This window comes from Okeania sp. SIO2B9 (assembly GCF_010672505.1).
In the GTDB taxonomy this organism is placed as follows: domain Bacteria; phylum Cyanobacteriota; class Cyanobacteriia; order Cyanobacteriales; family Microcoleaceae; genus Okeania; species Okeania hirsuta.
Map to the genome: position 1 here is coordinate 1 of NZ_JAAHGK010001718.1, position 1,225 is coordinate 1,225.

The window sequence follows — 1,225 nt, forward strand, 5'->3', positions numbered from 1 at the left end:
TGGCGAGTCAATATGATTGCTGCCTTGAATCAGAAGCAGTTGTTTGCCACCTTCACTCTAGAAGGAGCCTGTAATCGGGAGGTGTTTGAGCTTTGGCTAGAGACCGTCTTGATTCCAGAATTGAAGTTGGGGCAGGTCATCATTATGGATAATGCGAGCTTCCATAAAGGGGGGCGCATTGAGGAGCTGCTCCAAAGCGCAGGCTGTGAGCTGTTGTACCTCCCCCCTTATTCCCCAGACCTCAACAAAATTGAGCAATCCTGGTCTTGCTTAAAAAGTCGAATTCGCCAGCAAATCGACCAACATGAAACGCTGCGTGATGCCATCGAAGCCGTCCTTAAAGCGTCCTAACTTTTATGGCACTTGCTATAGATACAACTAGTTACACAACAGCTTCCCCTCGCTTGTTAGCCAAGCCAGCCAGATAGAAGCTGAGACCCACAACTGCTGTCACCCCTTAGAGGTTGTTTGAAAAAGCGGGTGTACAGAAAGAAAAGCTCTCTGTGTTGAAGCTGGAAGTATCACCAGACCAGCCTTCAGAGAGCCATGTCAAAAGCATATCCGAGCAACCTGACTCAAGCTCAATACGAGCTACTCCTGCCACTGCTGCCCCATCCGAAAAAGCAAGGCCGACCTCGCCAAGTCAGCTACTGGGATGTTCTCAACGCCATCTTGTATCTGCTGTGCGAAGGCTGTACCTGGCGCGGACTCCCCGGTGACTTCCCAGCTTGGCAAACCGTTTACAGCTACTTTCGAGGCTGGACTCAAGATGGAACCTGGCTTGCTATCCATGACCATCTCTACCGACTCAGCCGCTTAGCCGAAGGACGACGAGTTTCTCCGAGTGAGGTGATTGTCGATAGCCAAAGTGTCAAAAGTGCCACGATGATTAACCAGCAGGTGGGCCACGATGCGGCTAAGAATACAAACGGGCGGAAGCGTCATCTGACAGTAGATACGCTCAGCCTAGTCCTACGAGTGTTGGTCACTGCGGCCGATGTTCCTGAACGAGATGGAGCCAAACTGGCGTGACGACCGCCGGATTGACGCCGCCAAAAACCAACTGGGCCCGCCCGATCACCGAGCCGCCATTCTACGGCTATTCGCTGCGCACCGGCGTGACCTTCACCTATCTGGGGCTCAAGGTTGATGAGACCGCGCAATGTTCGATCGGAAACCGGCCCGTCACCAATCTCTGGGCCGCCGGGGAAACCATGGCCGGGTC

2 protein-coding genes and 1 pseudogene are annotated in these 1,225 nt (G+C 53.3%); all 3 read left to right on the forward strand.

What is annotated here, in order from left to right:
- On the forward strand, positions 1-351 hold a 351-nt coding region (locus F6K13_RS33945), incomplete at its 5' end, for an IS630 family transposase (RefSeq protein WP_287290047.1).
- 195 nt (positions 352-546) lie between these two features.
- Positions 547-1,023, forward strand: a pseudogene (locus F6K13_RS33950) (IS5 family transposase); the annotation flags it as partial.
- A gap of 5 nt (positions 1,024-1,028) precedes the next feature.
- Positions 1,029-1,225 (forward strand): FAD-binding protein (locus F6K13_RS33955; RefSeq protein ID WP_287290049.1); only part of this gene is annotated, 197 nt, incomplete at its 3' end.